Source organism: Leptospira andrefontaineae, from assembly GCF_004770105.1.
GTDB classification, from domain to species: domain Bacteria; phylum Spirochaetota; class Leptospiria; order Leptospirales; family Leptospiraceae; genus Leptospira_B; species Leptospira_B andrefontaineae.
The window spans coordinates 163,768-188,239 of record NZ_RQEY01000019.1 but is presented as its reverse complement, the minus strand read 5'-3'; the positions used below and the strand labels follow the sequence as shown (position 1 = coordinate 188,239).

General features: G+C 39.6%; 29 protein-coding genes. 12 read left to right on the top strand and 17 right to left on the bottom strand.

Going from position 1 to position 24,472, the window contains the following annotated elements; translation table 11 throughout:
- Positions 1-2: 2 nt before the first annotated feature.
- Positions 3-968 carry a metalloenzyme gene (locus EHO65_RS14995; protein WP_135775383.1) on the bottom strand — a complete coding sequence of 322 codons (966 nt, stop codon included), beginning with the start codon at positions 966-968 and terminating at the stop codon, positions 3-5.
- Positions 969-1,108: 140 nt separating this feature from the next.
- Here EHO65_RS14995 and EHO65_RS14990 point away from each other — a divergent pair, with 140 nt between their 5' ends.
- Genes EHO65_RS14990 through EHO65_RS14970 form a run of 5 tightly spaced genes read left to right on the top strand, consistent with a single transcriptional unit; the run spans position 1,109 to position 5,522 of the window.
- Positions 1,109-2,047 (top strand): hypothetical protein, encoded by a 939-nt coding sequence (locus EHO65_RS14990; protein ID WP_135775382.1) that lies wholly within the window; start codon positions 1,109-1,111, stop codon positions 2,045-2,047.
- Positions 2,044-4,281: a hypothetical protein gene (locus EHO65_RS14985; protein ID WP_135775381.1), complete on the top strand. Its 2,238-nt coding sequence runs from the start codon at positions 2,044-2,046 to the stop codon at positions 4,279-4,281. Before EHO65_RS14990 ends, EHO65_RS14985 begins: the two co-directional genes overlap by 4 nt.
- Positions 4,282-4,312: 31 nt before the next feature.
- A complete protein-coding gene (locus tag EHO65_RS14980) occupies positions 4,313-4,906 on the top strand; it encodes a tetratricopeptide repeat protein (RefSeq protein ID WP_135775380.1) in 594 nt (197 codons plus the stop codon).
- On the top strand, positions 4,906-5,109 hold the full coding sequence (locus tag EHO65_RS14975) for a hypothetical protein (RefSeq protein WP_036089237.1): 204 nt from the start codon (positions 4,906-4,908) through the stop codon (positions 5,107-5,109). The genes EHO65_RS14980 and EHO65_RS14975 overlap by 1 nt, the downstream gene beginning before the upstream one ends.
- A complete protein-coding gene (locus tag EHO65_RS14970) occupies positions 5,106-5,522 on the top strand; it encodes a hypothetical protein (RefSeq protein ID WP_135775379.1) in 417 nt (138 codons plus the stop codon). Before EHO65_RS14975 ends, EHO65_RS14970 begins: the two co-directional genes overlap by 4 nt.
- Here EHO65_RS14970 and EHO65_RS14965 read toward each other — a convergent pair.
- The 4 genes from EHO65_RS14965 to serC form a co-directional block, all read right to left on the bottom strand.
- Entirely contained in the window at positions 5,484-7,367 is a 1,884-nt protein-coding gene (locus tag EHO65_RS14965; RefSeq protein WP_135775378.1) for a hypothetical protein, read from the bottom strand. The genes EHO65_RS14970 and EHO65_RS14965 overlap by 39 nt on opposite strands.
- A 22-nt stretch (positions 7,368-7,389) precedes the next feature.
- Positions 7,390-7,824, bottom strand: a complete 435-nt coding sequence (gene rpiB, locus EHO65_RS14960) for a ribose 5-phosphate isomerase B (RefSeq protein ID WP_135775377.1) — start codon at positions 7,822-7,824, stop codon at positions 7,390-7,392.
- 79 nt (positions 7,825-7,903) lie between these two features.
- The gene (locus tag EHO65_RS14955; RefSeq protein ID WP_135775376.1) at positions 7,904-8,479 is read right to left on the bottom strand and encodes a hypothetical protein; all 576 of its coding nucleotides are present in this window, start codon (positions 8,477-8,479) and stop codon (positions 7,904-7,906) included.
- Positions 8,480-8,497: 18 nt separating this feature from the next.
- The gene (gene serC / locus EHO65_RS14950) at positions 8,498-9,589 is read right to left on the bottom strand and encodes a 3-phosphoserine/phosphohydroxythreonine transaminase (protein WP_135775375.1); all 1,092 of its coding nucleotides are present in this window, start codon (positions 9,587-9,589) and stop codon (positions 8,498-8,500) included.
- Positions 9,590-9,746: 157 nt separating this feature from the next.
- On the opposite strand from serC, the gene EHO65_RS14945 reads away from it, so the two are divergent.
- Positions 9,747-11,420 carry a P83/100 family protein gene (locus EHO65_RS14945; protein ID WP_135775374.1) on the top strand — a complete coding sequence of 558 codons (1,674 nt, stop codon included), beginning with the start codon at positions 9,747-9,749 and terminating at the stop codon, positions 11,418-11,420.
- 73 nt (positions 11,421-11,493) lie between these two features.
- Here EHO65_RS14945 and EHO65_RS14940 read toward each other — a convergent pair whose 3' ends face one another.
- The 5 genes from EHO65_RS14940 to flgB all read right to left on the bottom strand — a co-directional run bounded on the left by EHO65_RS14940 (position 11,494) and on the right by flgB (position 14,431).
- Positions 11,494-11,910 carry a DUF4345 family protein gene (locus EHO65_RS14940; RefSeq protein ID WP_208744104.1) on the bottom strand — a complete coding sequence of 139 codons (417 nt, stop codon included), beginning with the start codon at positions 11,908-11,910 and terminating at the stop codon, positions 11,494-11,496.
- A 62-nt stretch (positions 11,911-11,972) separates the two neighbouring features.
- Positions 11,973-13,052, bottom strand: a complete 1,080-nt coding sequence (locus EHO65_RS14935; protein WP_135775372.1) for a helix-turn-helix domain-containing protein — start codon at positions 13,050-13,052, stop codon at positions 11,973-11,975.
- A gap of 55 nt (positions 13,053-13,107) precedes the next feature.
- Positions 13,108-13,488: a flagellar hook-basal body complex protein FliE gene (gene fliE / locus EHO65_RS14930; RefSeq protein WP_086447832.1), complete on the bottom strand. Its 381-nt coding sequence runs from the start codon at positions 13,486-13,488 to the stop codon at positions 13,108-13,110.
- Positions 13,489-13,500: 12 nt separating this feature from the next.
- Positions 13,501-13,962, bottom strand: coding sequence for a flagellar basal body rod protein FlgC (gene flgC / locus EHO65_RS14925; protein WP_008594730.1), 462 nt, complete (start codon positions 13,960-13,962; stop codon positions 13,501-13,503).
- Between the two features lie 37 nt (positions 13,963-13,999).
- Complete coding sequence (gene flgB, locus EHO65_RS14920; RefSeq protein WP_086447833.1) at positions 14,000-14,431, bottom strand: flagellar basal body rod protein FlgB; 432 nt, start codon at positions 14,429-14,431, stop codon at positions 14,000-14,002.
- A gap of 109 nt (positions 14,432-14,540) precedes the next feature.
- Between flgB and EHO65_RS14915 the strand changes: the two genes are divergently transcribed.
- The 3 genes from EHO65_RS14915 to EHO65_RS14905 all read left to right on the top strand — a co-directional run bounded on the left by EHO65_RS14915 (position 14,541) and on the right by EHO65_RS14905 (position 16,430).
- Positions 14,541-14,831, top strand: coding sequence for an STAS domain-containing protein (locus EHO65_RS14915; RefSeq protein WP_167482040.1), 291 nt, complete (start codon positions 14,541-14,543; stop codon positions 14,829-14,831).
- A gap of 97 nt (positions 14,832-14,928) precedes the next feature.
- Positions 14,929-15,333 (top strand): LIC10301 family lipoprotein, encoded by a 405-nt coding sequence (locus EHO65_RS14910; RefSeq protein WP_244243545.1) that lies wholly within the window; start codon positions 14,929-14,931, stop codon positions 15,331-15,333.
- On the top strand, positions 15,330-16,430 hold the full coding sequence (locus EHO65_RS14905) for a tetratricopeptide repeat protein (protein ID WP_135775369.1): 1,101 nt from the start codon (positions 15,330-15,332) through the stop codon (positions 16,428-16,430). The genes EHO65_RS14910 and EHO65_RS14905 overlap by 4 nt, the downstream gene beginning before the upstream one ends.
- Here the strand turns inward: EHO65_RS14905 and EHO65_RS14900 are convergent, their stop codons facing one another.
- From EHO65_RS14900 to EHO65_RS14875, 7 genes are all read right to left on the bottom strand, one after another.
- Positions 16,431-16,856 (bottom strand): YbaN family protein, encoded by a 426-nt coding sequence (locus tag EHO65_RS14900; RefSeq protein ID WP_135775368.1) that lies wholly within the window; start codon positions 16,854-16,856, stop codon positions 16,431-16,433.
- A 105-nt stretch (positions 16,857-16,961) separates the two neighbouring features.
- Positions 16,962-18,371: an NAD(P)(+) transhydrogenase (Re/Si-specific) subunit beta gene (locus EHO65_RS14895; protein WP_135775367.1), complete on the bottom strand. Its 1,410-nt coding sequence runs from the start codon at positions 18,369-18,371 to the stop codon at positions 16,962-16,964.
- A gap of 7 nt (positions 18,372-18,378) precedes the next feature.
- Positions 18,379-18,660: an NAD(P) transhydrogenase subunit alpha part 2 gene (locus tag EHO65_RS14890; protein WP_008594681.1), complete on the bottom strand. Its 282-nt coding sequence runs from the start codon at positions 18,658-18,660 to the stop codon at positions 18,379-18,381.
- Between the two features lie 65 nt (positions 18,661-18,725).
- A complete protein-coding gene (gene queC / locus EHO65_RS14885) occupies positions 18,726-19,433 on the bottom strand; it encodes a 7-cyano-7-deazaguanine synthase QueC (RefSeq protein WP_135775366.1) in 708 nt (235 codons plus the stop codon).
- Positions 19,434-19,436: 3 nt separating this feature from the next.
- Complete coding sequence (gene queD, locus EHO65_RS14880; protein WP_086447840.1) at positions 19,437-19,814, bottom strand: 6-carboxytetrahydropterin synthase QueD; 378 nt, start codon at positions 19,812-19,814, stop codon at positions 19,437-19,439.
- Between the two features lie 114 nt (positions 19,815-19,928).
- A complete protein-coding gene (locus EHO65_RS19940; protein ID WP_008594055.1) occupies positions 19,929-20,078 on the bottom strand; it encodes a hypothetical protein in 150 nt (49 codons plus the stop codon).
- Between the two features lie 413 nt (positions 20,079-20,491).
- A complete protein-coding gene (locus tag EHO65_RS14875; protein WP_135775365.1) occupies positions 20,492-21,433 on the bottom strand; it encodes a cation diffusion facilitator family transporter in 942 nt (313 codons plus the stop codon).
- 94 nt (positions 21,434-21,527) lie between these two features.
- Between EHO65_RS14875 and EHO65_RS14870 the strand changes: the two genes are divergently transcribed.
- From EHO65_RS14870 to EHO65_RS14860, 3 genes are all read left to right on the top strand, one after another.
- Complete coding sequence (locus EHO65_RS14870) at positions 21,528-22,139, top strand: uracil-DNA glycosylase (RefSeq protein WP_135775364.1); 612 nt, start codon at positions 21,528-21,530, stop codon at positions 22,137-22,139.
- 147 nt (positions 22,140-22,286) lie between these two features.
- Positions 22,287-23,243 carry a YjgN family protein gene (locus tag EHO65_RS14865; protein ID WP_135775363.1) on the top strand — a complete coding sequence of 319 codons (957 nt, stop codon included), beginning with the start codon at positions 22,287-22,289 and terminating at the stop codon, positions 23,241-23,243.
- Positions 23,244-23,263: 20 nt separating this feature from the next.
- Complete coding sequence (locus EHO65_RS14860; protein WP_135775362.1) at positions 23,264-24,439, top strand: M48 family metallopeptidase; 1,176 nt, start codon at positions 23,264-23,266, stop codon at positions 24,437-24,439.
- Positions 24,440-24,472: the final 33 nt, after the last annotated feature.

Genomic DNA, 24,472 nt, shown 5'->3' with positions numbered 1-24,472 from the left:
TTTTAATTTGTAGGAGTCTGAACAAATTCCTGTTCAGACATTTGGATTTGTACCCCTAAACAATCATAAATTGCATGAGGGATATCTTTCAAAGCATGGATCTTGTTCTTCATTTGTTCAGTGTATTTACCGTATAGAATGGTTGGCACTGGGTTTACAGTATGAACGTCCACAGTAAGATCTTCCAGGTTTCCATGATCGGAAGTTAGGATGAGTTGGTCTTGTTCCGGATCCATTGCATCCAAAACTCCGAGTAAAAAGTTCTCCAAGTCGGAGATACATTTCTCAGCACCTTTCCAATTCATCTTATGGCCTACTTTATCCGTGATAAAGTATTCATAGATACATAAGGTATGGCCCTTCATTGCAGGAATAATATCTTTACCGGTTTTGTAAGGATCCTGGATCTCTAAAACCGGATCATCCTTATCAATAAAATCTCTCCCGAACTTTCTGAGGAAATCGCGGCTAATGTCCATATAGAGACCTTTACCGTCTCGCAGATCATCCATATCCTTTAAAGGTTTGTCGGCGGCCATTTGGATTAGAGTAGAAGCAGATACATGTCTAGGATGTTTTTTTATATGCTCTGCAAATCCAGGAGTATAGCAGTTCAGCAAGTCCGCTTTAAATCCGTTCTCTTCTAGAATACGGATAATGGAATATTTTGCGATGATACGTTTTAAAGTGAATGTAGGAAATCCACTCATGTGGCGGTTTAACACCTGACATGCATTGATCCCTGTCCAAAGGGAGGTTTGTCCAGTGGCACTTTGGGGAAGTCCTTTGATTCCCATACTGGCGTCCGTTTTAAGATAGGTGAGTTCCCGGAGGCGGGAAGGAGAATCTTCCGGGATCGATTTACCTCCTAAAGGTAGAAAGATCCCTTTTGCATACTTGGAGAATGGATTTTTATTCGGATCGTTTTCCCCGAAGCCTATCCCATCTATAAACACATAAAATATCATTTTATTAAGCCGAGAAGTATCGATTATCCCATTGAATTAGACTGATTCTTTAGGATGGAATCGCCGATACTAGAAACGTGAACCCGCGCAAACATAGCAAAAGATCTCGAATCCTAGCTCTGATACTGCTATGTATCGTATTGATTTCCATCCCTTTTTTTCCAGGCGCATGGAAGGATGCGGTTTTCTTCTCTCCCATCCAAATTCTTAGTTTGTACCCTAAACTGAAAAAGGAATCTTTCCTAGACTCTATCCTAGAACGGTTTCAGAACAAATATTATGATTTGGGTTATAGATTCGAATATCTAATGAGAGAATTTCCTAAACCTGAAACCGATAAGGACGCAGAAGTTTTAGGAAAACTTTTTAGCTCTTCTATCCAATTAAAACAGATCCGTATTTACGATTATAATTATAGAGCGATGTATTCTTCCGATCCAAAAGGGCCCGGATTTCATAAAGGACTCAGACTACTTGGAATGCAGGTACCAAAAGCAGCTTGGGTAGAAGATACGGATGGATTTTTATTATACAGAAATTCTTCCGGAGATCTATATCTTCAAATCCTGAAAGAAGATGGAGATCGGATTGTACAAGAAGCAAGCGGTTCTAAAAAATCATTTTTACCTCGGGATTTTTCAGAAGGGATCTTATATTGGGTATATAAAAAGAAGGAAGAAAATTCCGAACTCCTAGAAACAAATCTGAATCCGGACAGCACATTACTTCCTGATACAAATGAGGTTTCCAATTCAGAAGAATCTAAGGCAATGATCCATGCATTACTGGATAAAAATTCTAAACCTCAAAACATTTTAGTTCGTCCTGTTTGGGAAAAAACAATCGTAGACGATCTCGAAATCTTTCTAGCGCAACCTAGAAAGACAAGAGCAGAAGAGTTATTATTGATCTTAAGTGCTTTCGGAATTTCTTTGATCGCTCTCATTTGCGGGATACTTGCTTCTAGGATATTATTCACGATCCGAACCGAGAATCGTTTTTCCGAAAGAGAAGAAGTTATCCAAGTGAAAACCGAGCTGATTCGTTTACTCGGACAATTTAGGGAAAAGACAAAATGATCGGCTTTAAATTCAGACTCATACTCGCTCTATCTTTTATATTTTCCGTCTCAATACTTCTTTTAGAGCCGTACTTTCCTTCCGGGATTTTTTATAAGTCTAGATTGGAGTCCGTATTTTCTTCCTTTAACAAAGAGATCCTAGAGTTAGAAAAAAAGATCCGTGAATCAGATCCGGAAGAATTGGACACCAACAATCTATTCCTCCCTGTAAGAAACTTTTTGTCTTGGGATCCGAATCTTAAAAATACCCCGAATCTAGAGTTTTCCGGAGATAAAGAAAGGTATCTATTATCCCAAGCCTGGGAAGGAAAGACGAGTCGTTTTCTATCGCTGGAGAATGAACCTGTATTATTCGTACCATTATACTCAAAGTCAGTTGCCGTGCTTGCTGTGCTCGATAAGGAGAAATTCAAAATTTCCTTAGATGATAAAGTAGAATATTTTGTTCCTGAGCCAAGATTAGGTGTCTTCCAAGATTGGGAAGAAAATGGAGACAAGACAGATCCACGGAAAGTTTCGGAAGAAGTCCTAAAATCAATGAAGGACGGTGGAAACGACTTCAGAGAAATTCGTTTAGGAGATAGATTATACAGAGCCTATTACGCATTCTATCCGGAAGAAAAGATCGGCTTTATCCAAGGGATCTTGCTATTAGTTCCTTATGAACGTAATATTTTCTTAATATTATTCCCTGTGTTTTTCGGATTATTGTTCTTGTTGGATGCATGCATTCTTCTTGTTCGAAAAAATAAATCCTCTTCTTCTTATGCAAAATCGGACGTGTCCAAACTTGTCCAAACTCTTTCTCAAAGGATAGAACAAAGTAATTTTAAACAGGTAGAAGCCGCAAAATTGCAGGAGTTACCGGATATTCCCGAAATAGTAACCGTTCCTCCCGTTTTGGAAACGAAACCGAATGCAAGTGGCACATTCTATGTCCTACCTTTTGATCTACCCGGAGATTCTTTTTTAACTCCTAAGTTTTTAAGAGAGAAGAAGGAGCCGATCCACATAGAAAGAGAAGTCGCATCCGCTCCTTCTGCTGTATCCGTTGTGGAAATGCCGGAAGCCCTACAGAAAAAAAGAGATTCTATCTTTACGGATGAATTGGCAAGGCTTGTAGAAAAGGTTAAATCTACTTCTCCTGAAATCCCTCAGATCCAAATTTTAGATCGTCCTAAAGATTCGGGACTTTTAGCTAAAGCATTGAGAGTTACCGGACTTGCAGAGATCGGCCTAAAGGCAGCGAGAGGTCTTGCTCCTCAACATAAGTCTAGATTCTTCTTATGGGCAAGGGCCTGGTGGGGAATTCGTAAAACAGATCCGAATGAAGAACTTCCTCTTTCAGAAAATTTCAGAGCATGGTTGGACAAACAACCCATCCGCGAAAAAAGAAAAATCCTAGAGGTTCTAGATGAGATCCACCAAGGTCTGGATACTCCTATTTCTTCATTATTAAAATATTATCTTACTATTTTTTCTTCTCTTCATTTGAAATCTTTTAGTATTCATTTTTATGATAGAAGAAGAGGCGCATATCTTCCTGTAGTCTCCTACGGTTTACAACCTTATAGCCGTCAGAATATGATCTTTTTATATGGGGATCAATTTTTAGGAAAAGAAGCGGGAGATGTTTCTATTATAGACGTCACTGAAGAAAGACGTAATGATCATTTCTTCCGTAAAAAATTCGACTCTGCTGATTTGGATGGAGTGATGAGGATTGTTTCCTTTTCACTTTTTAGATCCGGTCTGGATTTTAGGTTCTTTTTGATGTTCCCAGATCCACCGAATAATGATTTGGCGGAGCAGATCAGAGAGAATGTAGAAAATTCTATAGAACCTGTAGAAGATGCATTTTTACAATTGGAAATTGAGCAGGCTTCTCATGCCATCCAGGATAAGAGGGATTTAGTCCAGATTCAATTCTTACTTCTTCGTTGGGCGACCCACGGTGAAAGAAGCAGATGTAATTTATACAAGATCAAATGTACGGGTGACTTGGATTATCCTTCTATAGACAAATGGAGAAAGGATGTTTTGGAGGAGATCCAACCTAGGCTCGGATCGGAAGATTATGGATTTGGAGTTTCACCTTCCGAAATTTTTGTTTTATCCAGAGAAGAAAGGGAATCCGAACTAAAAATGATCTTGGATTCGATAGGTAAAGAGTATAAGATCACTCCACTACCTTATCCGGAAAACGGAAAAAACTTATACACTTATATTTAATATTCTACTATCGGTTAAGATCTAATCTGAAATGCGTGTTCTCTGTTATATCCTTTTGATTTGTGCAAGTTTATCTTCTTCTTATCCTCAAGAAGAAAATAGAAGAGAATGGAATAAGGCAGCTAAACAAAAAGTTCTACTTCTTCATCAAAGTGGAAAAGAAGCGGAGAGTCTTCCCTTCTTGGAAGAATACGTCAAAAAGAATCCCAACGAGTTGATCTATAAACTCTATCTAGCTCGGGCACTTTTTTGGAGATCCGACTTGGAATTGCCGGGTCATTCCGAAGATGTATTTTCTAGAATGGAGAAGGTCCGAAGGATCCGGGACAATTACCTCCGAGCGGCAGGTCTTTTCGAAGAGAATGTTGGATATTTAGTAAAGGTAAGCCCAAGAGATCCGGATTTGGGAAAGTGGACTTTTTTATGGGCAATGTCAGAATGGTATGCAGGCCGAGAAGATCGGGCAATACAGTTATTTAAGAAGTCTTTTAAGCATGATTTTCGGCTGAATCAGGCAAACTATAATATCGCGGCAATTTACGAAAACCTGGGACAGATACTAGATTCTCAAATTTATTACGGAACCTACTTGAAAAACGAAAAGGAACTGAAAGAAGAGGAGTAATGGCCCGTGTCGAAAGAAGATTTCAGATGCTCCTCACAGAGGAAGAATTCGAATTATTAAGGACTGAAGCGGAAAAAAGAGATCTATCCGCTTCCGAGTTGCTTCGCTCCTGTTTTAGGAACGAAGTTTTTAAATCGGATTCTTACCAAAGATTAGAAGCTTTAAGAGAATTATCCAAAATTTATCCGGAAGCGAAAGTTTGAAATTATTAGTTTCTTCCGATTGTTTTAGGGAATTAGTGTTTGGGAATTCCTCTTCTCGTCGTTCTGTATCCAACGCGATCGAATCACTTACCAAAAAAAATCATATTTTCGTTTTGGCTCTTCCGAGTTTGGATGCCGTTCTTGAAAGAGAATCTGATCCTTTAACTAGAGAGATCATCTGGGCCCAATCTAAAAATCTATTCTTGGATTTTCTTCCTGTAAGAAAGGAAGAGATCTCACTTGCAATAAGACTTTCTTCCTCTAAGAACTTGGAATGGAAAGAATGGTTGGAGATTGCTACAGCTTCTTTGGCTGATTTAGATGGGATTTTATGCACAAATCCTAAATGGAAAGAGCAAAATCTAGTGAAGATCTTACTCGCTCAGGAAATAGACCTCGACGGGGTCGCTTAAAGGGCTGAGTTGATCCGGCCCATTTTCAGGATCATACACTGAATTATAAGCAGCAACTTTGAAATAATACGTTAGTCCCTTTTGGAAGAATAAAAGTTTTTTATCGTAAGGGTCCTTACGAGGTTTCTTCTTTTTCTTTTTTGATTTAGGACTCTCGTCCTCATCATCGTCATTTTCTTCCGGTTTTTCTGCGTTCAAAGAAATGAGCCTATTGTCTATACACTGACAAAGTTTAGGACCACTCATATCATTACGTTTAGGACAACTAGAGTCATCTCCCAAGATCGGTTCCAAATACTCGCTCATCGGGTGTTTGGTTTTTCCTTTGGTAGTTAGAACTGGCATCTTACCTTTTGCCAGTTCCTTGCTAGTGCCTTTTAGGATCCCGACCATACGATTCGGGCCGACTCCGTAGTGGATAACATAGCCGCCTTTCTGCTGCACATTCCTTTCCGGGTTTTGGGTCCAGCTCAAACAAACTCGAGGGCCTTGAGCTTCAGGATCGTGATCGTCGAAGTTTACTATTTTTAAACCGGCAGGTCTAACAGGAGGAACTGTTTCTCTATAAGAAAATGTTAATGCTTCAAGTTCTGGACTGGACTTAGAACCTGAATCTGTTTTAAATTTTACCTTTACTTGGTAATATTTGAAATAGGAAAGTTTGTTTCCCCAGACTTTATCCAATGGAATACGATAACTGGAGGATTTTCCCTTAGGAGAACTTTCTTCTTCAGTTTCTCTGTATGGATCATCTTCTTTAAATTCTTCTTCTATCTTTCTGAGATCGATGGATCTCCAGGCTGGATATTCTTCTATTTTGGAAAAAATTTTAGGAGAGGATCTAAAATAAAGTTCAAGCACGGAAGATTTTGGTACATTCGCTTTTAGTAGTACTGCTTCCGGTATAGAATTGGAAAATTTGGTTTTATAAACGGGAGAGACCGCAGTTCCGAATTTTGCATCTGCAGTAAAAGATGACGGATCGTATTTTTGTCCATCATACTGAGTAGATAAGACCTCCGGATCGGGGCTTCCTTTGGAGACCAAAAAGTCATCTAACCAACCGTAAAAACTTTCTCCAATCTTAAATGGAGTGCTGTCTTCCGGATGAAAACCGATTCGAATGATCGGTTCTTTGGAAGATACAGACGCTCGATCTGTTTCTTTTCCATTGATATATAATACGATCTCTCTTTGAGCAGGTTTTAAATGGATGATAAAATGATTCCAGTCCGATCTGGAAAGCCTGGAATTTCCTGCAAGTTTTAGAGACAGATGTGTTTTGTCAGTTTTTTGGAAAAAATTACGAAATTCTAATATTGGAATCTCATCTTTTATCCTAAGATCCCAGCCGAATTTTTTCCCTCTGGTATATAAGTCCTTGGAAAGTAGGACCGCTTCCTTATCTAAGTTTCCAGGTAATAAGAAGAAGGAGATATAAAATTCTTCTTTGATATCGGAGCTTGTAAGTATTCCTTTCGTTTTTCCTGAAACTTTGATCCCGGATCTTTTGCCCACAAAACCTGCGGATCTTTTTCCGGAATGCGCTTTTGCCTGATCAGGAAGATAAGAAGAAGATAATATTCTGTAGCCACCTGCTTTATCATTCAGATCAGAAGCTTCCTTCTCCTCAAAATCTAAAAATAGATCGGAACCTTCTTTACGATCTCGGGGACTTAATTCTAATTTAGAAGTTCCGTTTTCGGTACTTCCTAAACGAACATATTTAAGAACGAATGCGCTTAAAGAGAATGAATTGGATTCGGCAGAGATAGAGCCGGAGAAAAAGGAAACAAGACCGACCAAACCTAAGAGATAGACCGGATAAAGGATCTTGTTTTGCATTCTTAAAAAGGTATTCCGTTTATTAAACGATGGTGTCTAACTGACCCACTCTTCTTTCATGACGTCCTGCCTCGAAAGAAGTATTGAGCCATTTTTGGGCGATTCGGGCCGCTAGGTCTTTACCTAAAACTCTACCGCCTAATACCAATACGTTTGCGTTGTTATGACGACGAGACATTTCCGCAGTGAACTCGTCATGGCAAAGAGCAGCTCTGATCCCTTTATGACGATTTGCAGCGATGGAAGCTCCGATACCTGTTCCACAAAGTGCGATTAATCCATCCACTTCTTTAGAGAGAACTTTTTTACAAGCCTCGGCGATAATCAAAGGGTAATCCACAGAGGATTCATCTTTTGTGCCGAAGTCAAGGATCTCAATTGAGTCCGCTAATTCTTTGCGAAGGTATTCTTTAAGTTCGAATCCACCGTGATCGGAAGCGATGCCAATTTTTTTCATGTTCTAAAGGTACCGTACCTACGTGAATTCTCTGATTCAAGCAATTTACAGCAAGGATTGGAAAATAAGGAAAAGTTTCTTAATCGAAGAGTCCTTCTTTCAGGAAATCGGGAGCGGTCTGGTAGAATTCCCAATGTTGGAAGAAGAGGGCCATATACGTATTTTGGAAAGTAGATAAGGGAAGAAGTTTCTCTGATAAGGATTGGTACTCGGCCTGGTGCAATCTTGCTAAAAGTTCTTTTTTAGCCTCTATAAAACTACGAAGGTTTTTCTCTTCGAAAGCGGAAAGGCGGATTGTCTTTTCGTCTGAAAGCAAAAAGTTTTCATAATAAGAAAACATAAGCTCTTTGGTTTCCCTATGATGAGAATGGTCCGCGAGTAGGGTAACTTGTTCTTCTTTAGTTAGCCCCGACATACGAATACATTCCAAACTTTGGTATGCGGATTTTGCTTCTTGTAAGGCTAAATTTTCTGCGATCTTAGTTCTTTCTTCCGGAGAAAGTTTAGAAGTATAAAATTCCTTTAATTCCTTAGAACTTCCACCTTGGGATAAACAATGGCCTATCTTCAATTTTGTAGGAAAGAATAATGGAGAAGCGGATATCTGGACGATACCCGCGCATAAAAGAGTTAAGATCAGAAGAATGTATTTCATTCTATTCTTCCAGAAGGTTTAGGCCTTCTTCTCGAATTCCTTCATGTATTCCACTAAGGAAATTACACCTTCTTTCGGCATGGAATTATAGATAGAAGCTCTTAATCCACCGACTAGTCTGTGGCCTTCCAAACCATGCAGTCCTCTTTCTTCTGCTCCCGCTAAAAACTTAGATTCTAAATTTTTGTCATGAATGGTAAAGACAACATTCATTACGGATCTTGAATTCGGTTTTACTGGAGCATTATAGAAGGAAGTGGTTTCCAAATAATCGTATAAGATTTTGGCCTTCTCCTCATTGATCTTTTCGATCTTCTCCACTCCGCCTAGGTCCTTTAACCATTCGAATACAAGTTTGGCCATATAAATAGAATATGTAGGAGGAGTATTATACATGGATTTGTTTTTTGCAGTGAGTGCATAGTCCATCAATATAGGAACAGTTCTACCGGAACGTCCAAGTAGATCTTTGCGAATGATAAGAACGCTTAAGCCAGATGGTCCTATATTTTTCTGTGCTCCCGCAAATATCGCTCCGAACTTGCTCACATCTATCTTTCTAGAAAGAATTTCAGAAGTCATGTCCGCAATAAGGGGAGCCTTAGTGATATTCGGAATAGTTGTATAACGAGTTCCTAATAAAGTATTATTAGAAGTTATATAAACATAAGCAGCTCCAGAATTTACCATGGAGTCGTTCAGTTCAGGTGATTCGGTGTATTTATGATCTTCTCCGTCGTAGATCTTTTTGACAGGGTTGAATCTAAGTGCTTCTTCCATAGCCTTCTTAGCCCAAATACCTGTGACAGCAAAATCAGCGGATTCTCCCTCTTTCAGAAGATTTAAGGGTAGGGCGGAGAAGTGAAGGCTAGCTCCTCCGGAAAGAAACATAATTTCGTAATTTTCCGGAACAGATAATAATTCTCTGAGCAAGGAAAGGGAAGTATCCAGGACTTCTTCAAAAAGTTTTCCCCTATGGCTATCTTCCATAATGGACATACCGGACCCGCGGTAGTTTAGAAACTCGGAAGCTGCCTTCTCCATGACTGGACTCGGTAACATCGCAGGACCTGCGCAAAAATTGTAGATTCGGCGCTCAAATTTGCTCATGAGGTTAGGGTAAAAATCAGGTCTCGGGAGGCAACTTCTTACTGTTCCTACATTCTATAAGAATCGAAAAATCCTTGGCAGAGTCCTATCTAGAATCGTAAGATAGCCATTCGTCTCTCCCAAGTTTGGGGGGTTCGTTTTTCAAAGGAGTTCCATAATGTCACGGATTCGACTGGCCGTATTTCTAATCTTCCTAGGAAGTTTTAGCTTTCCGATCTTCGCCCAAGAGGGGCCTAAACTTGGAGAAAAGGAAGTTCGTTCTTCCGGAAAAGTGAACTTCGTCAATAGATCCGCTGCAAGAGCTGACGAAGAGACAAAAGGAAGTAATGCAAGAACAGGAGCTGGATTATCCGATGCATTAAAGAAGGATCCTAAATCAGCAGCTTCTGCCGATGGGATCACTGCGATCCGCATTCTTCCTGATGAGAAAGAAAAAAAATTTGGAGCAGATCTGATCAGCATCGGTAAAGATGCGGATTACGGACATATTAACTCCATTCAAAGGATCCTTTCTGGATATGTGAAGGCAAACTTCGGATATTCAGAAGCGAACTCGGATACATTAGCAACTTATATACTTTATTATAATGCGATCCATCGTAAGGGCGCAGATTATGTTAAACGTAAATATAATACCGAAGTTGTGAAGAACTCGCAAAACGATAAGATCGGTATCGGTAGACGTTATACGGAATGGCCAGGAAAAACTCAGATCATTATTCCTATCGTAACCAATATTCTTTCCGATGATGGAAAGGATCTGGATACCGACGAGCTTGAGAAAGAAGTCAATAGAGACTTGGATAAAAAGAAAGAAGGCCAAGACGATAAGAAAAAAATGAACGACCTTCAAAATGAGAAGGCGGAAGAAGAAAAACGTAAACTCAAAGACAAACAGGAAGAGAATAGAAAAAAACAAGAAGATGCTTCCAGCAAAGAAAGGAATGCAGAAAGAGAGATCCAGGAACTGAACAAAGATCCTGTTAAGAACAAACAAAAGATCACTCAAAAACAAGAAGAACGTAAACAGGCCCAACAAGAACAACAAAAGGCCAAAAAGGAAGAGCAACAATTAAAAGATAAAGAGAAAGAGATCGCAAAAAAAGAAGAATCTCGTAAATCGGATTCTAAATCTTCCTCATCCTCTTCCGATTCCAAAAGTTCTTCTTCCGGAGATTCTAAAAAATCCGAAGCTAAGTCCGACGATAATAAGTCCAAGGAAGAGATCAAACAAGAGCTGAAGGAAACTAAGAAAGAGTTAGAAACAGTTAAAGAAGAACAGAAGAAAAAAGAAGAATTCGACAAGAACGTTGTCGGTGGAAAAATTCTATTCCTCAAAACTTTAAAATACACTTCAGACGGACATTATAGTAACGAACTTCATGCATTAGATCCAGCCCAAGATGATACGATCTTCAAAGGTGAATTTAATAAGATCTGCGGACGCACATTCGAAGTAGTGGATGGAAAAGCACTGGTCGTTGGTTACGAATCCGATCACTCTGCTGCTCACAAACTTATACTGATCGATCAGGAAACATTAAAACCTGCGGTTTGGTCAGCTGATTCGGTATTCTGGCGAACTCCAATGATCATCAAAGGAGAAGAGATCTATGCCTTTGAAGAAAGAAACGGAAAATATTATTTAAGCCGTTACGACAAAGGTTTAAAGAAAATTGCTGGAACTGAAGAAGAGATAAGCCCGAATTCAAACGTAACTTTCTTCGGCGAAAAAATTTACGTTACCGGTAAGGAAGAAGGTTCCGGAAAAACTGAAATCGCAGTGTTCAGCAAAGCGGATCTGAAATTGATCAAGAAGATCAAACCTTAAGATTTTCTGATAGTTAAGAAGAGAAGGCGGGCTTTGACCCGCCTTTTTTATTTCCGAAGAAGTTTCGTCGGCCTCAATTTTTTCTTAAAAGCCAAGCTCCCAAGAATACGGAAACAATTTCAGTCGCCATGCTCAAGTAGATGTACTCGTTTCCCGGTCCGTCCAAGAACAGTGTGTATAGTCTTGCTACAAATAACCCTGCTGCACTTGCTATGGAAAGAAGAATGGCCTGGGTTTTAAATTCCGGCTTTACTAAACCGTAATATACTATAAGCCCAACCCCGAAACATAAACCGGAATACATTGCTCTGAAGTCAGCAAGCGCTGCACTCGAATGGATCGTATACCCGATTGAATTCGCTAAAGGAATCGGAAATAGAAGGAAGGCTATAGTAAATCCGGCATATACCGCCAAGTTTAAAGCCAGAAAAATTTTAGTGATCCATCCTATAAGTGAACCAGTTTGATCTGAAAGTGAATGAGTTTGCATCTTTGTCCTCTCGTTTGGGATGAGAAGAAGATACACCGTTTTTCTGAACCGGTCGTCCGGCGTTATAAAGGTTTACACATTTTTCGATAGGAAATCGGAGTTTTTTGAGTAAGTTTCAAAAAGGCTTCATTAAATGAAGAACGATTATTAAAACCGACTGTCATTGCGATTTCCAAAACTGTTTTATCCGTTTCAGACAAAAGTTGTTTTGCATCTTCTACTCTATGATGGTTGATCAGAGAAAAATACCCTTTTCCTATCCTATTATTGATTAGTTCCGAAAATTGATGAGTAGTTAGCGATAATTCTTTGGCAAGTTCCGCTAAGGACAGATCTTCTCTACGATGGATCTTTTCGGATTCGAATAGAAAGTTTAATTTTTCTAATATAGGATCGATTTCCATACCTTCTAATCTGGTCCTAGAATATTTTGCTTTTGCCAGATCGGATCTGATAGTTTCCGGAAAATCGAAATATTTCCTTCGGATATAATACACGAGCGAGACTGCAAGGGTCACGGTTAAAAGTGCAAGTTTCAAAAAGATAGGATTGAATATCAGTCCAATCATTCCGAAAATAGAAACAATCAAACAATCTAAAGCAAATATACCGAATAAGATCTTAAATTTCAGTTCAGAGATTTTGGGAAGTATCTTGAAGATCGGAAAAACGAAGCTCAAAGAAAAAATCCCTGCACCTAAGTAAAGTATCCCTGTTCCAGAAATCGGATCTAAAATATTCCAATAGATATTGCTCGAAGCAGAAGATCTGGCATAGTCCCCTAATCTGAAAAATAGAATAACTCCCAAACAAAGTAAGAATGGAAGGAAGAAGAGAGTATGGACCGACTTATATCTGAAGTCTTCTTCCAAAAAAGCTAGAAGAGATAAAAAAGCAAAAGCAGGTGGAAGATATAAAAGAGGAAGATTCCAAAGTTTTAGGTTTAGATCCTGACCAGCATTTGGATTTAAAACCAAAGCACCGGAAAGTTGCATAAATCCTAAGGAGACTAGAGTAAGAGAAAGTAAAACTTGGAATTTATGTTTCTTGTCGGAAGGAAATTCACCGATTGCAAGTAAAAACGAAAGAAATCCTCCGAAGAGGATCATCCCGTCTAAAAACCATCCCAATAACTCAGGCATAGTCTTATTGTATTTTTGGAATAGATTAGTCGAATCGAAATTCGAATGATAAAAATTATCTCATGGAAGTAAGATCTCTATAAGCTCTTACAACTCCATCTGCGAGAGTTTTAGTGAATGTAAGCGCCACTCTTGCTTTTTCAGAAGCTACCATTACTTCGTGAGCATCTACACTGTTTGGATCATATACCATTTTTTGAGTGAGTTCGTCTGCTTCTACCTGTAGGTCGTTTACAGATTTGAACGCGTTTCTCATTGCTTCTGAAAAACTTTCAGCAACATAGTCTGGAGCCACTGGCTCTTTCACATCTCCATAATGGCGTTGGTCATCTATCTTTACGGAAACCTTGTCACCTTTAGGAGAAAGAGGAAAACGAGAATCGGAATATCCCGAGTTATAATTGTACCAAAGTTTGGAATTAAAATCTACGTTCATTCTTCTCTCCTATTAAGCCCTTCCGATCTCTAAGGCTTTGTTGAACATTGCCTTGGATCCGTTAATCATCTGGACGTTTGCCTCGTACGATCTGGAGGCCGAGATCATGTCCGTCATTTCGGTGACTATATTTACGTTAGGCATTTCTACATAGCCTTTTTTAGGTCCGATCTGGATCGCATCAGGGTGGGTAGGATCATAAGTTAATCTTAAAGGACTCATATCCTTTTCGATTTTCATTACTTTCACACCTTTACCTTCTCCAGGAGAAAGACCAAAAGGATAAACTGGACTTTTCCATTTGGTTCTAAGATTTACAGGAGTCAGGATCACTCTATCCCTGCGGAAAGGACCATCTCCATTCGTATTTCTAGTAGTGGTTGCATTCGCGATATTGTTCCCGATCACATCCATACGGAGTCTTTGTGCTGAAAGTCCGGTGGCGGAGATATTAACTGCGCTAAATAGTCCCATCTTCTTCCTCTAAATCTTAGCTATGTCTCTATCGAGATTAAGCCAACCTCATTACGTTCTTCAAATCACGGAAGTTCGCATTCATTCTTTCGACCATCATCATGTATTGCATTTGAGAATTGGAAGCTTCCATAACTTCTTTCTCAGGATCTACGTTATTTCCATCGGCTCTAACAGTGGTCAGATAATCTATGTTTGCCTTAGGCTTTACAGATTTATAATCTAATGGAGTAAAAAAGGAAATATGACGTTCGTCTTCGATCCTAGTAGGGATCGCTTTAGAAGCTTCTATCTTTTCCGATTCCAATGCTCTTTTGATCATGGATTCAAAAAGTACTTCGCTTCTTTTAAAATGGGGAACATCGGCATTTGCGATATTGTCTGCGAGGACTTTTCTTTTCATAGAGGCGGCGTTCATTCCCTTCTCTAATAAGTCCTGAGTCTTCATGAAATGTGTTTTTTGGAACATAAAGCTCTCCCATTTAAAATTTCGGTTGAATTTCAAAATTCCCAAAGATAAAAAAAGAGATCTGGCCGAAAATTTCTCAGAAAAGGCCAAAAAAGGACTCAAATCGAAAATGGGTGAAAATTCGGAGATTATCGAGATCCAGCCGGAGCTGACTGCCCTTTTTAACGACTATTACGCATTTCGAAACCAGTTAATGGACGCGATCGCCAAAAAACCGGCTAAAATCGTCCTGGACCTTGGCAAAATTCCGGTGATGAATTCCATTTCCATCAGTTCACTGGTTTGGTTTTGCAAAAATGCAAAGTTAGAAGGGATAGCGATCGATATAAGAGAGATACATCCTGATTTAATGAAAACTTTCGAAGTGCTCAAGATCGACGAATATTTTCAACGAATCTAAGTAACAAGCTCTGCTCTCACAATATGCCAGCTCTTATAGGTTTAAGGGCTTCGGGAATTCCCTGGACATCCTTACTACGCGGTATAGCTTGGCTTCCATGAAAAAAATTCTTTTTTCCCTAGCGGTCTTATCCTTACTCATAGGCTGTCAACCTCCACTACAGGAGAGAATTTTAGGTATATGGGAAAGAACTTCCGTTTGTACAGCAGACGGACAGTGTAAAAATTCAGAGCCGGGCAAGGCTCCTAAACTTTCCATCTTCAGACCTGGACTTGCTATCTACGAAAATCCGGAAGATCCAGAAAACCAACGTAGAATTGAATATGAGTTTTACGAAAAAGAAACCAAATCAAGAGAACCTGAGCTTATATTTAGGTTTTTGAATCTAGGATTCGACATTCGTTATATCGTGAAGAAAGCGAATAAAGAAACTCTGGAACTTTCGAATCCGGATCTGAATAATACCGAAATTTATAAAAAATTAGGTCCTGCTCCCGAATGATTATTTGTCGGAAGAAACTTTCTGCATTACTCCTAGGTTCAATACTTCTATTTGGAGTCGGCCTAGGATCTAAGGAAACCGAAACTTCCGACGAAAACCAATCTATAATTGCCCCTTCTCCTGAAGGGGAATTGCCTCTTCCTCCTCAACCTACAGACCAAAGTGAAGTTTCTAGAAGAAAATACCAGATCTTGGCTTTGAATACGGAGACAATCAATCTATTAAGATCCAATGCCCTAGCTCGTGCCCAAGCTAATATAGAACGTTTGAAAAAGTTGGATCCCGATTGTTTGGAATATCATTATCTTAACGGTGCATATTTGTACGTGATAGGAAGATATCCACAATCCAAAAAAGCACTCTTGAAAGCTGTGGAGATCAATCCAAGTCACGATCCATCTTATTATTTGCTCGGAATGATCTTTGTCAGAAGAAGTAAATGGGAATCTTCCGTTTCCTATTTTCAAAAGGCAGTGGAGCTCGCGAATTATAATCCTTTTTACAGATTGAATATGGCTCTGGCTTATTTCGAAACAGGGCAATATCTAAAAGCAAAAGCGGAAGCCGAGAAGGGAATAGAACTCAAACCTAATTATAGAAACTTAAAACTGATCTTACTAAAAGTGAATTTTCTTTTAGGAAATAAAGCGGATGCTTTGGCTCAGTGTAAGGAATTCGCGAAAGAAGGTTTTATTCATAGGGAATTTGCATATATCTATGCAAGACTCGCGATGGATATAGATAAAAATTTCCGTAAAGCGATCAAACTATATAATCAGTTCCCTGATCTTCCATTTAACGAAAAAAGATTTTTAGCTCACGCTTATTTTCATACTTCTAATTACAGGGCATCTGCAAACATATATTCGATCATTTCCGGCTCTAAGATCCTTTCGGAAGAAGATAGGGTCAACTACCTCAGATCTTTAGTGTATATTAAGGATTACAGAAGGCTTGAATCTTTTGTAGCTTCTTGGATGTTAGAAGAGCCTGAAAAGAAATTAAAGATCCAAGAGGCTTTGGATACTGCGGAACTGCTTCGAGAGAACGATCCGAAGGTGTATCATATGCTTCCTTCTCGCTCTCCCTATAATTAATTATTCCGTTACTTCTTCCTTTTTAGTCGGAAAGCGAAGAATATAATAAATTACGCATATACCTATCACCGCCATTCCGATCCGAACAGGAAGAAGAGGCGCAAATATCGCACTGATCGTCATTGTGATCACTATCGTAGAAACAGAAATAATCTTTGCTTTAAGAGGGATGGCTTTGTGAATTCTCCAGTCTCTGATAAAACTTCCGAAATATTTATTATTCATCAGCCAGTTATAGAACTTTTGAGAAGCTCTTGCATAACAAGCCGCGGTTAGAAGTAAGAATGGAGTGGTGGGCAAAACCGGCGTGAAGATCCCGATAATTCCCAGAATTAAGGATATGGTCCCTATTATGATCAATAAATAACGAACAAATCCATATCTATGAAGTTTTACTTCGTGGCTATAATCCTTTTTTTCTGCCAATGGGGTGCCTCTTGCCTAAGTTTTGGGACTTACTACAATAAAAAAGGGAGGCTTAAAGCCTCCCTTTTGCAAGAATCATTTCCGTTAATTTTCGGAAAATTCTTATCAGGTATCCTTGAGTGCAGTCACGATTTCTTGGGTGGCTTTTTTACCATCTTGGAAATACATTAAGCAGTTTTCTTGGATGAAGAGCGGGTTAGGAACTCCTGCAAATCCCGGGCTCAAGGAACGTTTGATCACGATAATGGTTTTTGCTTTGTCCACATCTAGGATCGGCATTCCTGCGATTGGAGAACCTGGATCTGTTTTTGCCAAAGGGTTCACCACGTCGTTTGCACCGTTGATGATCACTACGTCTACAGTGTTGAAAGTAGGATTGATCTCGTCCATTTCCTTCATTTTATCGTAAGGAATATCAGCTTCTGCTAATAGAACGTTCATGTGACCAGGCATCCTTCCTGCAACAGGGTGGATCGCGAATTCAACTTCGATATTCTTATCTGTAAGTTGGTTGTAAAGTTCGCGAACTGCGTGTTGAGCTTGTGCAACTGCCATTCCGTAACCAGGAACGATAACCACTCTTTGTGCCATATCAAGTAACATCGCCACTTCTTCTGCGGAAGTTGCTTTTGTTTTTCCTGTATAGATATCGCCGGAATCAGCGGAAGAAGTAGCTGCTCCAATTCCTCCGAAAAGAACGTTTGGAAGAGAGCGGTTCATCGCCTTACACATAATCTGGGTAAGAAGGATACCGGAAGCTCCAACAAGTGATCCAGAGATAATAAGAACATTGTTTCCCAAAACGAATCCAGTTGCAGAAGCTGCAAGTCCTGAATAAGAGTTAAGAAGAGCGATTACCACCGGCATGTCTGCTCCACCGATTGGAATTACTAACAGAACTCCAAGGATAGAAGCTACAAGTACGATGTACCAGTACCACTCAACCTTAGTAGGTTCAGTTACATTCAAGTAACCTAAGTAAAGTGCGCCGATCAAAAATAAAACTTTTACGATCTGGTCTCCGAAGTAACGAACCGCTTTTTCAGAGATCAAACCTTGCAGTTTTCCGAAAGCGATCAAACTTCCTGTAAGAGTCACAGCTCCGATAATACCGGTTGCTGCAGTGGAGATTGTAAACTGAAGATCTGCAAGTTGTTTAGTGTCATGACCTGGTTGTAGGATTTCCATTAAGGAGTTTCCACCAACTAAGAAGGAAGCAAGTCCTCCGAGTCCGTTCAGAAGCGCCACAAGCTGAGGCATTCCGGTCATTTCTACTTTAAGAGCGATAAAAGTTCCGATTCCGGTTCCGACTAAAAGTGCTGCACCGATAATGATGATATCGTTTTGAGTGATAGTTCCGTATTCGAAGAATACTCCTACAATAGCGAGGAACATACCTAATGCTCCGGTAAAGTTTCCTCTTACCGCAGTTTTAGGATGAGAAAGTAACTTTAATCCAATGATAAAAAGGATACTTGAAACTAGATAAATGAGGTTGATATACGCTTTTTCCATTTATGGTTTAATCCTTTTTCTTGAACATTCCCAACATACGGTGAGTTACTACGAACCCTCCGATCACGTTGACGGTTGCTGCAACGATTGCGATAAATCCTAATACTTGAATAATCCAATGATTTGTAGTATGAAGAGTTAAGATCGCTCCGATGACTGTAATCCCCGAAATGGCGTTAGAGCCTGACATAAGTGGGGTATGTAATAGAGGTGGAATACGGTTGATGACCTCGATTCCTACGAACACTGCGATTAAAAATATCGTCAGGTAGCTTACGAACTGTTCCATATTAGCTTCCTATGGACGGCGGCAGGGGAAAATTCCTCAAAACCGATGCCTTAAAATCTGTTCGTTCACTTTTCCGGGACGCCTGCTTCCTGAAAACCCTTTTTTCGAAGCAAGCAGGAGTCGCATTTTCCGCAGGGTTTGCCTCCGACGGGATCATAGCAAGAATGAGTCATAGAAAACGGAACACCAAGTTTAGAACCCAATAACACGATCTCTTTTTTATCTAAGAACTGCAAAGGTGTACAGATCTCGAGAGGATGACCTTCCGATCCGGTTTTAGTCCCAATACGGATCGCGTCTGAATACGCTTTTATAAATTCAGGTCTGCAATCCGGATAACCGGAATAATCCAAAGCATTCACACCAATATAGAGTCTTTGGGCACCGATTCCTTCTGCCAAAGAAACTCCGAAAGATAAAAACAAAATATTCCTTCCAGGAACATAAGTGTTCGGGATCTCAGAATGACCCAAAGAATTTTTAGGCACCTTGATCTTCTTTTCAGTAAGAGAAGAACCTTGGAAAAATTCAGGATTCAATTTTTGGATTAGATGTGGTACTTCCAAAAGTTTTGTGATCTTTTTGGCAGATTTCAGTTCTTGTTTGTGTTTTTGATTATAATCGAAGGAAAGAGCAATAGGAGAATAACCGTCCTGGATGGCCTGGTATAAACAAGTAGTAGAATCTAAACCACCGGAGAAAAGAACGATTGCTTTCGGATTTTTAGAATGAGATTTCGCTCGAACACCGTTCGACTTGGAAGAAGAACTCATTTTTTATTTCTCAGAAGGTCCGTTATAAACGCATGCACTAGTACAGGTTTCGTTTAAAGTGATCTTGTATAAAAGAGAAAGTTGAGGTTTAAGTTTTTTCCACAACCAGATGCTAATATTCTCGCTAGTCGGATTTTCTAGACCTTCTATTTCGTTTAGAAGGTAATGATCTAGATAGTTTTCGAGTAAAGGTTTAACAACTTTACTGACTTCTGCGAAGTCCATCAACCAACCGGTCTTTTCGTCCACCTTACCTTTCAGATGTAATTTGAATCGAAAGCTATGACCATGCATTCTTCTACACTTATGACCTTCCGGAACGTTCGGTAAGAAGTGAGCGGCATCGAAACGAAATTCTTTGGTAAGTTCTATTTCTTCCATTTAGATGTTGGACGAATGGTTGATTCTGAAAAATGAAAGTCCGGTTTCGGAGTACCGGTCTTGAAACACGCGGACCGACTTTGTGAAGTCGGTCTTATGAAAGATCAGTAGCGATTACTTTTTAACCAGTTCTTTCAGGATTTCCTGTTTTTTCTGGTCCTTCTGAAATTCGTTTAATACCAGCCACTCACGTTTGATTTGTTTCTCGTTAATACCTTTTGCTTCCGCGTATTTTTTGAGAAGTTTAGCTGTTTTTTGGTTCATACCAACCAAAATCCGGGCTGTTTCCCCAGTGTCAAGTAGCTTGCTCAGGTAGGATCTTCTGATGAAAGAAAGATCGGAACATCCTTCGAAACGTTATTACATTGGGTTTAGGATAAAGCGGATTATGTCTCCTTAAAAAGAAGCTAATAGATAAAATGTCGTTGGAGTTCCATTAGGCCAAAGTAGATCCAACAAGTAAAAAAGGGGCGGCTCCTCGCTTTGCTCGGACCGGGCTACTTCGGGTTCGCTTGCGCTCATCCCTTCAGGACAAGCCCTGCGTATCCCTTCCGCGTTATATCACGCGAAGGCGCTAAGTAGAGAAGATATTTGTTCCGGGTTTTAATAATTTCCTAAAAAGCTCTTCTCACCTTAGCGGCTTGGTGTGACCAAAAAGAAAATAGAGAATAGTCATATCAACATTCTTGGTAAGGGCATTCTGCGCCTGCGGGTTCTACTTCCACAGTTGCATGCGGGATATGAAATTCTTTGGTGATATTGCGGATCTTCTCTTTTAACTTTTGAGCCCCGGCGATAGAAGTTTCCTGAACGCCTACATGAAGAGTTAAAACATGATAATCCCCATCCATAGACCAAAGATGAAGATCATGAACGGAACGAACTCCTTTCAATTTCAAGATACGATTTTCTAATTCTTTCGTATCGATTCCTTCCGGAGAAGACTGAAGATGTAATAGAAGTATCTTTCTCAAATTACGGAAGGATTGGATCCCGACCCAAAGAGAGATAACAATTGATAAGACCGGATCAACCCAAGACCAACCGAATACGATCAAAGCAATACTACCGAAGAATACCGCAACCCATCCTAGCACATCCTCCAGAAGATGAAGAAATGCAGTCTTTGCATTTAGGCCGGAACTATTTTTTAATTTGAATAATGCGGCTCCGTTCACGATCACACCTAATACGGAAAGTCCTAACATTCCCCAACCATTAGGAGAACCTGGTTCTTTTAATTTAGAAACGGCAAAGAATAAGATCCCGAAAGATCCTAAAAATAGAACAAAAGAATTTACTAATGCAGCAGAAAGACTAAGTCTTCTGAAACCGAATGTGAAGGTTTGGGTTCTTGGTTTTGCTGCTATCTTCTGGAAGATCCAAGCAAGAGCTAAGAAACCACTGTCTCCTAAATCATGCAGTGAATCGGAAAGAATAGCCAAGCTATCGAAAAAATATCCGCCTACAAATTCTATCCCTGCAAATCCAAAGTTTAATAGAAATGCGAATAAGAATGCGCGAGAATTCTCGGGCAGAGAAGATGCGTGTGGATCTCCGGAATGGGAATGAGAGTGTCCATGATGATCATCGTGAGAGTGATGATGATGCCCGTGCATGGATCTAAAATAATGAACATGTCGAAATTCTTCCAGTCACTTTTTTAGAAATTGGTTGCAGGATAACGGGTTCTCTTTATCGATAAGAGCAGGTATGAGTGAAACTTCGAAAGAACAAGAGTTGGAGATCATCGCAAGAGAAGTGGCCCCTTGCGTTCGATGTAAATTAAGTACAACTCGGACCCAAACCGTTTTCGGAGAAGGAAATCCCAACGCAGAAGTTATGTTCATAGGAGAAGGTCCGGGCAAACAAGAGGACCTGACGGGCAGGCCATTCGTAGGAAAAGCAGGAGAATTATTAACTAGAATTATAGAAAGAGGGATGGGAGTTCCAAGAGATAGTGTTTATATCGCGAACGTAACTAAGTGTCGACCCACCGTAGATCTAAAATTCGAAAAAGACAGACCGCCGGAAGACGATGAAGTAATCGCATGTTCTCCTTTTTTGCTCAGACAAATTTCAATTATACAACCTAAGGTGATCATTACCCTAGGAAATCCTTCTACTAGATTTATTTTGAGAACAAAAGAAGGGATCACCAAACTCAGAGGGCATTGGGGAGACTTTCATGGGATACCGGTTATGCCTACTTATCACCCCAGCTACGTAATCCGTAACGGTGGAGAAAACAGCCCCTTAAAAAGAGATGTCTGGGAGGATATAAAAAAGGTCTTGGACCGACTGGATTGGAAACGTCCGGGATAGTATAAATAGATCCGATTCCGAAGTAAAAAGAAGTCTGTTGTAAATTTGTTTCTTGCAGACGGGAAAACTCGGATCTAATCTGACCCTCTATTTGTAATCGGTATAACTGCCTAATCTTCGAATAGGGAATTCTTTCAGGAGAATCGAATGGAAAATTCAACGACTCGCGCCAAGTTTGACGGGGCCGGATGGGACCTTCTTAAATTATATCTTTTTAATGCTTTAGCTACAATCAGTACCTTAGGCATTTATTCTTTTTGGGCAAGAGTAAGAGTAGAAAGATATCTAAGACAACATACCATTTTTTTAGGACAAAGATTTGATTTCCACGCTACCGGTCTGGAAAGATTTTTAGGATTTTTAAAAGCGGCTCCGATCGCGATTATCTTATTCTGTGCGATTAAGTTCCCTTTACAGTGGTGGGTCTTTAGCGCAGAACTTGAACCTCTTTCCAACTTAATTCCGATCTTTCTTCTCTTATACATATTGGGACCTTTTATCTTCGTAGGAAGATTAAGATTCCATTTGAGTAGGACTTCCTATAATAATATCCGATTCCATTTTGCGGGAAGAGTTCTGGAACTTGTTAAAATTTTCTTAGTAGGACTCCCGCTTACGATCATCACTTTTGGATTTTATTCTCCTTGGTTCACGATCCGACTGAAAAGATTTCAGATAGAGAATACATATTACGGAAATGCAGGATTTAAATTTGATGGAACAGGAGGCTCTTTATTCTGGATCCATCTGAAAGGTTTCCTTCTACTTTTACCTACATTAGGTTTTTATGCTTCTTGGTGGCAGGCAAATGTTTATAACTATTTTTGGAATCAAACAACTGTAAACGGGATCAGATTCAAATCCAATTTGAAGGGAGAAGATATACTTGTTTATACAATTCTTTCCTATTTGGCTATCTTGTTCTCCCTTGGTTTAGCATTTCCTTGGATTGCAGTAATCTGGTACAAATTATTCTACGAAGCTATTTCGTTGGAAGTAGAACCGGATTTGAGCCAGATCCAGCCTGAATATGACAAAGGAGCTTCCGCATTGGCAGAAGGATTCGAAAGTTCTTTAGAAGCTCTGGCGGATATATTCGATTAATTATAGTCCAATATATACACATGAAAGATAAACTATACGATGGAAAAACCGCTATTCCTTTTGAAGGGGATCTTGTTCCGGAGAAAGACAGAATAGTCTTTCTTTCGGAGCAGAAGTCCTTTAGTTTTCAATATTCTGATATTCTAAATTTAGATCCAGTAGGTCGAGAATTCAGATTAGAGATCCGGAATCCGGAAAATCCTACGTATAGTTTTGTCGTGGTATTCTACTCAAAGGAAAGTTATAGTTCTGTCCTTGAGGGCCGAAAGTCCCAAAATAAATTCCCAATTTTAGATTTATGGCAGAATACTCATTTTGCTCTTAAACTTGGGGCCTTGGCATTGACTGCATTCCTAGCTTTTTCAGTTTATAATCTAGGACTTTCTTATGCTTATTTTTTCGTCCCGACCAGTTACGATAAAAAACAATCCGAAGTAATGTCGGGATGGGTTCGTGATTATTTTTCTGAATGTTCTTCTCCTGCTTTAAAGTCTACAATGAAGAAGATCGGTAAAAAACTGAAGGATACTGATGATCCATTTGATTACGATATTATCGTGATCGATGACGAGGTGTTTAATGCGTTCGCAATGCCTGGTGGAACGATAGTAGTCTTTACAGAGTTATTGAAGAAAACCGAAACTCCGGAGGAGCTTGCAGGAGTATTGGCACATGAGATGGCCCATATTCATAAAAGGCATGGGGTTCGCAGGCAGATCCGTTCCGCAGGGAATGTTGTATTATTATCTTTAGGTATTGGTTCCGGATTCGAAGGGGTGGACATGTTGGAAAACATGGACTCTCTTTACGAGGTCTTAAGTGTTACGATCTACGACCAAAAATTTTCCAGAGAATACGAATCAGAAGCTGATGAGGTTGCTTTGGAAAAATTAAAAAAATCGAATCTAACTGGAGAAGGATTTCTAACTTTCTTTAAAAGGATCCAGGAAGAATACGAGGTTCCTAAAGAAGGAGAAGGTGAAGAAGCTGCCAATGAAAGTGCAGTCAAAATACCGGATTTTTTAAGTTCTCATCCTGCAACTGAAGATAGGATAGAATACGTAAAGAATATCATCTCTCACCCTACGTATCCTAAAGGAAAATTAGGAATTTCGAGCAAAGAATGGAATCGTATCCGTAAACTTTGCTCTCCAGTAAAACCTAAAAAAGAATTTGAGAATCCTTTGGGTTTATAGGAACTCCAACATTGCATTTTCGAAGCAGGTTCT